5 protein-coding genes and 1 pseudogene are annotated in these 6855 nt (G+C 67.5%); 2 read left to right on the top strand and 4 right to left on the bottom strand.

The window, feature by feature from the left end:
- On the top strand, positions 1-1704 hold a 1704-nt coding region (locus A5692_RS01535), incomplete at its 5' end, for a glycoside hydrolase family 15 protein (protein WP_068051380.1).
- Positions 1705-1734: 30 nt separating this feature from the next.
- Here A5692_RS01535 and A5692_RS01530 read toward each other — a convergent pair.
- The 4 genes and pseudogenes from A5692_RS01530 to lepA form a co-directional block, all read right to left on the bottom strand.
- Positions 1735-2481 carry a sensor domain-containing protein gene (locus A5692_RS01530; RefSeq protein WP_197514314.1) on the bottom strand — a complete coding sequence of 249 codons (747 nt, stop codon included), beginning with the start codon at positions 2479-2481 and terminating at the stop codon, positions 1735-1737.
- 210 nt (positions 2482-2691) lie between these two features.
- Complete coding sequence (locus A5692_RS01525; RefSeq protein WP_068051372.1) at positions 2692-3471, bottom strand: sensor domain-containing protein; 780 nt, start codon at positions 3469-3471, stop codon at positions 2692-2694.
- Positions 3471-4196: a sensor domain-containing protein gene (locus A5692_RS01520; protein WP_068051376.1), complete on the bottom strand. Its 726-nt coding sequence runs from the start codon at positions 4194-4196 to the stop codon at positions 3471-3473. Before A5692_RS01520 ends, A5692_RS01525 begins: the two co-directional genes overlap by 1 nt.
- Before the next feature lie 5 nt (positions 4197-4201).
- Positions 4202-6197, bottom strand: a pseudogene (gene lepA, locus A5692_RS01515) (translation elongation factor 4).
- Between lepA and A5692_RS01510 the strand changes: the two are divergent.
- Positions 6179-6778 carry a type II toxin-antitoxin system PemK/MazF family toxin gene (locus tag A5692_RS01510; protein WP_068051369.1) on the top strand — a complete coding sequence of 200 codons (600 nt, stop codon included), beginning with the start codon at positions 6179-6181 and terminating at the stop codon, positions 6776-6778. The pseudogene lepA and the gene A5692_RS01510 sit on opposite strands and share 19 nt — an antisense overlap.
- Positions 6779-6855: the final 77 nt, after the last annotated feature.

Here is a 6855-nt window from a genome sequence, read left to right as displayed (position 1 = left end):
CGCTACCTGCCCGGCAGCCTGATCATGGAGACCACGTGGCAAACCCACACCGGGTGGTTGATCGTGCGTGACGCGCTGGTGATGGGGCCGTGGCACGACATCGAGCGCCGATCGCGGACGCACCGCCGCACCCCGATGGACTGGGACGCCGAGCACATCCTGTTGCGCACGGTGCGCTGCGTCAGCGGCACCGTCGAGCTGATGATGAGCTGCGAGCCGGCGTTCGACTACCACCGCGTCGGCGCCACCTGGGAATACTCGGCCAACGCGTACGGCGAGGCCATCGCGCGGGCCGCCAAGCAGCCCGACGCCCACCCGACGTTGCGGCTCACCACGAACCTGCGGATCGGGCTGGAGGGGCGCGAAGCGCGGGCACGCACGCGGATGAAGGAGGGTGACGACGTGTTCGTCGCCCTGAGCTGGACCAAGCACCCGGCGCCGCAGACCTACGAAGAGGCCGCGGACAGGATGTGGCAGACCACCGAGTGCTGGCGGCAATGGATCAACATCGGCAACTTCCCCGACCACCCCTGGCGGGCGTACCTGCAGCGCAGCGCGCTCACCTTGAAGGGCCTGACGTATTCGCCCACCGGGGCGCTGCTGGCGGCCGCCACCACTTCCCTGCCGGAAACCCCGCAGGGCGAACGCAATTGGGACTACCGCTACGCGTGGGTGCGTGATTCGACGTTCGCGTTGTGGGGCCTCTACACGCTGGGTCTGGACCGTGAGGCCGACGACTTCTTCGCATTCATCGCCGACGTCTCCGGCGCCAACAACAACGAACGGCACCCGCTGCAGGTGATGTACGGCGTGGGCGGCGAACGCAGCCTGGTCGAAGAGGAGTTGCATCACCTGTCGGGTTATGACCATGCCCGGCCGGTGCGCATCGGCAACGGCGCCTACGACCAGGTTCAGCACGACATCTGGGGCTCCATCCTCGACTCGTTCTACCTGCACTGCAAATCCCGCGAACAGATCCCCGAGAGCCTGTGGCCGGTGCTGAAGAAGCAGGTGGAAGAGGCCATCAAGCACTGGCGGGAGCCCGACCGGGGCATCTGGGAGGTCCGTGGCGAACCCCAGCACTTCACGTCGTCGAAGGTGATGTGCTGGGTGGCGCTCGACCGCGGGGCGAAGCTCGCCGAGCGCCAGGGCGAGAAGAGCTACGCCCAGCAGTGGCGGGCCATCGCCGAGGAGATCAAGCAGGACATATTGGAGCACGGGGTGGATTCCCGCGGGGTGTTCACCCAGCGCTATGGCAGCGACGCGCTGGACGCCTCGCTGCTGCTGGTGGTGCTGACCCGCTTCCTGCCGCCCGACGACCCCCGGGTGCGCAACACGGTGCTGGCCATCGCCGACGAACTCACCCAGGAAGGCCTGGTGCTGCGCTACCGGGTCGAACAGACCGACGACGGGCTGTCCGGCGAGGAGGGCACGTTCACGATCTGCTCGTTCTGGCTGGTGTCGGCGCTGGTGGAGATCGGCGAGGTGGCGCGGGCCAAGCGCCTGTGCGAGCGGCTGCTGTCCTACGCCAGCCCGTTGCACCTCTACGCCGAGGAGATCGAGCCGCGGACCGGCCGGCACCTGGGTAACTTCCCGCAGGCGTTCACCCACCTGGCGCTGATCAACGCCGTGGTGCACGTGATTCGCGCCGAGGAGGAGGCCGACGGGTCCGGGATGTTCCAGCCCGCCAACGCGCCGATGTAGTGGCGATCGCGAGCGCGGCCGTGGCGATCGTCAGCTCAGTGCGCTCACTTTGTCCCGCATGACTTGCGCAATGTCCAGCGCGCCGGAGTTGATGTCCCCCTGCGCTTGTGGCGACGCGCTAGATGTGCCGAAGAAGTCGATCTCGACTTCGATCAGGCAATTGTCCCGCACACCGACGGCCCTGGCGGCGGGAAGCGATGGCGGCGAGAACAACGGTGGTGTGTTCCATCGCATCGAAATGGTCGCCGCGACAACGGAAACGGCGTTCTGCACGTGGCTGACTTGCACTTCCAGCGGCAGGCTTCCTCCCGAAATGGGCACCGTCTTACCGTCGCATTCCTGCCACTGCCTCGAGACCGTCGCGAACAGGGCGTTGGCTTCGGCGGCGGTGGGCAGGCTGATGGCGGCCTGTTGCACCCTGGTCACCGTCGCGGCGGACCCGGGATCGGGCCGCCAGGTCGTGAGCGCAAAGCCTTTCACGTTGGCGGACCGGTAGGCGCCTGCCTGCATCATCACCGCCACTGCGAGGCAGCTGTCGGACCACCCCGTGCCCGCACCCGCCAACAGCTCGGGGCCCCCGACAAGCGGTGGGAAACGCGGGTCGGGCTCCACGGGCTCCTTGACGATGCGGGATAGCGCGCTCCTGCCGAGCAGCACCCGGTTGAGGGCCTGCCCGTCGAGGGATCGCGGCGTGAGGTTCGCTGGTGGCCGCGCCGCGCCGGTGACGGTGACGGTGCAGCCCGTCGCCGACATCATGACGACCAGGAGCGCTGCCACCCACCAACGCCGACCCCGACCGCGGCGCCCACCGGACAACGCGGCGACAGACGCGGGCCGCGGCACTTCAATGCGGCGAATACTTCCCATGCGCTTTTCGGCTACCTCTCACCCTCACCGAGTTTAGGTTTCGCGGCGCGACGAACATCGCCCCTACACGCAAACACAGCCCAACCCCAGAAAAGTCCCAGCCTGGTGCCAGCTGCCGGGTCAGCTCAGCGCGCTGACCTTGTCCATCAGCGCGTGTGCGATGTCGATCGCGCTGTGGTGTACGTCACCGGTTCCCTCGTCCCTCGAATTCGTCGCGCCGAAGAACGCGACCTCGACTTCGACGAGGCAGTTCCCCCGAACGCCGAGCGCGCGCGCTTCGGGGCGGGGCCCGGTGGACGGCAGGCCGGGCAATTGGGTGTCGATCGAAAGGGTCGCCCCCACAACCGAATCCGTGACGCGCACGTCGGAGATGGTGTCGGAGAAGACGATTGCGGGGCGGTCGGTGATGATGCTGGGACGCCCGATGGTCACTGTGGTGCCGTCGCAGTCGCGCCATTGCTGGGTGAACTGCTGGAACAACGCGGCGGCCCCGCCGGCGCTGGACAGGGCGACCACACCCTCGGCCACGCTGATCACCTTCGCCGGCCCGCGCAGGTTCCACCACGTCTCCCGCGCCGCGTTCTTGACGTCGCCGGATTGGTAGGCGTCCTTGACCATCATGGAGGTGACGCCGATGCAGTTCAGGGGTGAGACCGCCCCGAACGCGGGCGGCAACACCTCGGGCCCGCCGAAGCGCGCCGGAAGTTCGGTCTTGGCCCCGAGCGACTGGCCGAGCAGCTTCGACAGTTCCCCGTCGTCGAGGAGGACCTTCTTGACGGCCTGCCCGGTGACCGGGTGAGGCTTCAAACCCGGCGCGGGGCGCGCGGTGCCGGAGACGGTGCAGCCGGTGGCCAGACCTACCACGGCCAGGCAGGCGAGGATGATGCGGCCGGTTCCCATCAGTTGTCGCCCGAGATTTTTCGCAACATCGCCTCGACGACGTCGATGGCCCTGGTCCCGGCTTGCACATGCGGGCCGTCGCCGACTTTGACGTCGGCGACGACGTCGCCGCGCACGCCCACGGCGCGCTCGTCCGGGGCCGGCGCAGTGTGATGGTTGTCCCACGCGATGACTTTCGCCGACAGGACCGGCCCGTCGACGCGGATATCGCTCGCCTTGGAATACAACTCGGTGTTGCTCGAGTCGTGGGTGTACATCGTGACGGTGACGCCCTCGCAGCGTTGCCATTGCGTGACGAACGACGCGAAGAGCCGTTGAGCGTCGGCGGGCGACGCCAGCTTGACCGCCGCAGCCGTAGCACTGGACACCGCCACGCCGGAGTCGTAGTTCCAGTAGTCCCGCGTCGCGACGGCACGGACGTGGCCGGGTTCATAGACGATGCGCATCGCCGGCGCGACGAGCCCGAGACATTCGATGGGCGCGGCACCGCCGCTGTCGCGAATCCCGTTGGGCAACATATCGATACCGCCCACCAACGCGGGGGCGTGTGGCGGCAGCTGGTTTCCGACGGCCGTGCCGACCTCCTCGGCGTCCGGCAGGATTTGCTCGAGCGGCAGCGCTGCCCCGCCGAGATGCCCGGCGCGCGCGGGCGTGCCGGTGACGGTCGTGACGCACCCAGTGCCCAGCAGGCCGATACCAGCCACAGCAGCGGCCCGCGTCAGCATCACGTCTACTTCTTGCCCTTATCGCCCGCGGCGTCGGTGGACAGCGCCGCGACGAAGGCCTCCTGCGGCACATCGACCCGCCCGATGGTCTTCATCCGCTTCTTGCCCTCCTTCTGCTTCTCCAGCAGTTTGCGCTTGCGGGTGATGTCCCCGCCGTAGCACTTGGACAGCACGTCCTTGCGGATCGCCCGGATATTCTCGCGGGCAATGATTTTCGATCCGATGGCCGCCTGCACCGGCACCTCGAACTGCTGGCGCGGAATCAGCTCTTTAAGCTTGGTGGTCATCTTGTTGCCGTACGCCGATGCCCCGTCTTTGTGCACGATCGCGCTGAACGCGTCGACGGCCTCGCCCTGCAGCAGGATGTCCACCTTCACCAATTGGGCCTCCTGCTCGCCGGCCTCCTCGTAGTCGAGGCTGGCGTAGCCGCGGGTCCGCGACTTCAGCGAGTCGAAGAAGTCGAAGATGATCTCACCGAGCGGCATGGTGTAGCGCAGTTCGACCCGCTCGGGCGACAGGTAGTCCATGCCACCCAGCTCGCCGCGGCGCGCCTGGCAGAGCTCCATGATGGTGCCGATGTACTCGCTGGGCGCGATGATGGTGGTCTTGACGACGGGCTCGTAAACCGTGCGGACCTTGCCCTCAGGCCAGTCGGACGGGTTGGTCACGATGATCTCCGTGTCGTCTTCCTTGATGACCCGGTAGACGACGTTGGGTGACGTCGAGATCAGGTCCAGATCGAACTCGCGTTCCAGGCGTTCGCGGGTGATCTCCATGTGCAGCAGGCCCAGGAAGCCGCACCGGAACCCGAAGCCCAGCGCCACCGACGTTTCCGGCTCGTAGGTCAGGGCCGCGTCGTTGAGCTGCAGCTTGTCCAGGGCATCGCGCAGGTCCGGGTAGTCGGAGCCGTCCACGGGATACAGGCCCGAGTAGACCATCGGCTTGGGTTCGCGATAACCCGTCAACGCCTCGGTGGCGCCGTGCCGGGCCGTCGTCACCGTGTCGCCGACCTTGGACTGGCGTACGTCCTTCACGCCGGTGATCAGGTAACCCACCTCACCCACTCCCAGCCCCTCGCTGGGCTTCGGTTCGGGCGAGACGATGCCCACCTCGAGCAGCTCATGGGTGGCGCCGGTGGACATCATCTTGATCCGCTCACGCGGGACGATCTTGCCGTCCATCACCCGGACGTAGGTCACCACGCCGCGGTAGATGTCGTAGACGGAGTCGAAGATCATCGCGCGGGTGGGCGCGTCGGCGTCGCCCTGTGGCGGGGGCACCTCGCGCACCACATGGTCGAGCAGGTCGGCGACGCCCTCCCCGGTTTTGCCGGACACCCGCAGCACGTCGCCGGGTTCGCAGCCGACGATGTGGGCGAGTTCGGCGGCGTAACGCTCGGGGTCGGCCGCCGGCAGGTCGATCTTGTTGAGCACCGGGATGATGTGCAGGTCGCGGTCGAGCGCCAGGTACAGGTTGGCCAGCGTCTGCGCCTCGATGCCCTGGGCGGCGTCGACCAGCAGCACCGCGCCCTCACAAGCCTCCAGCGCGCGGGACACCTCGTAGGTGAAGTCGACGTGGCCCGGGGTGTCGATCAGGTGCAGGACGTAATCGGTTTGGTCGACGCGCCACGGCAGCCGCACGTTCTGCGCCTTGATGGTGATCCCGCGCTCCCGCTCGATGTCCATCCGGTCCAGGTATTGCGCGCGCATTGACCGCTCATCGACGACGCCGGTGAGCTGAAGCATCCGGTCCGCCAGCGTGGACTTGCCGTGATCGATGTGGGCGATGATGCAGAAGTTCCGAATCTGCGCCGGCGCGGTGAAGGTCTTGTCGGCGAAACTGCTGATGGGAATCTCCTGGTCTGCACATGCTTGCGGCCGCGTGAACACCGGCTCATGGGTATGTCCAGGGTATCCAGGGCCGGCCGCCGAGACCTACTCGGACACAATCGCGCCCGGGCGCGGCGCGTCTATGCTGCGAATATGGCGTCTGCCCGCAAATCCCAGTGGAAGACGTTCCAGCGGTTCGCGGAAAACCTGGTGTTCGACCGGGCCCCGCGACTGGCCCGGCACGTGCAGAACTCGCAGTCCGTGCTGCGGGAACTGCAACAGGCCGTCAAGATCACCGCGAACGTCATCGCGGCCGCCGCGCCGCAACAGCCCGCGATCGCGGCGGGCCGCCCGGTGACCAACACGAGCTTTCCCACCGCGCAGCGCGCGCGCAAGCTGGTCTACGCGCCCGACCTCGACGGCCGGGCCGATCCCGGCGAGATCGTCTGGACGTGGGTGGTGTACGAGGACGACCCCACCCGTGGCAAGGACCGCCCCGTGCTGGTGGTCGGTCGCGACCGCCGTGTCCTGCTCGGGTTGATGGTGTCCAGCCAGGAGCGCCACGCCGAAGACCGGGACTGGATCGGGATCGGTTCTGGCGCGTGGGATTACGAGGGCAGACCGAGCTGGGTCCGGTTGGACCGGGTGCTCGACGTGCCCGAAGAGAGCATTCGCCGTGAGGGCGCGATTCTGGACCGGGAGATCTTCGACCTGGTGGCCGAGCGGCTGCGGTCGGACTACTCCTGGAGCTAGCTAGTGCGTCGCCGCGCGTGTAACCACGGCGAGAAAACAGCAAAATTTTCGCCCTGAGTGCACGCTCGGCGCGACGA

The organism is Mycobacterium sp. E342 (genome assembly GCF_001667665.1).
Taxonomy (GTDB): Bacteria; Actinomycetota; Actinomycetes; order Mycobacteriales; family Mycobacteriaceae; genus Mycobacterium.
The sequence above is the reverse complement of the archived record's forward strand: the minus strand, read 5'-3'. Positions and strand labels throughout refer to the sequence as shown.

Coding starts and splice junctions, on each gene's coding strand:
- A5692_RS01520 (WP_068051376.1), bottom strand. CDS start 4,196: ATGCTGACGCGGGCCGCTGCTGTGGCTGGTATCGGCCTGCTGGGCACT.
- A5692_RS01510 (WP_068051369.1), top strand. CDS start 6,179: ATGGCGTCTGCCCGCAAATCCCAGTGGAAGACGTTCCAGCGGTTCGCG.
- A5692_RS01525 (WP_068051372.1), bottom strand. CDS start 3,471: ATGGGAACCGGCCGCATCATCCTCGCCTGCCTGGCCGTGGTAGGTCTG.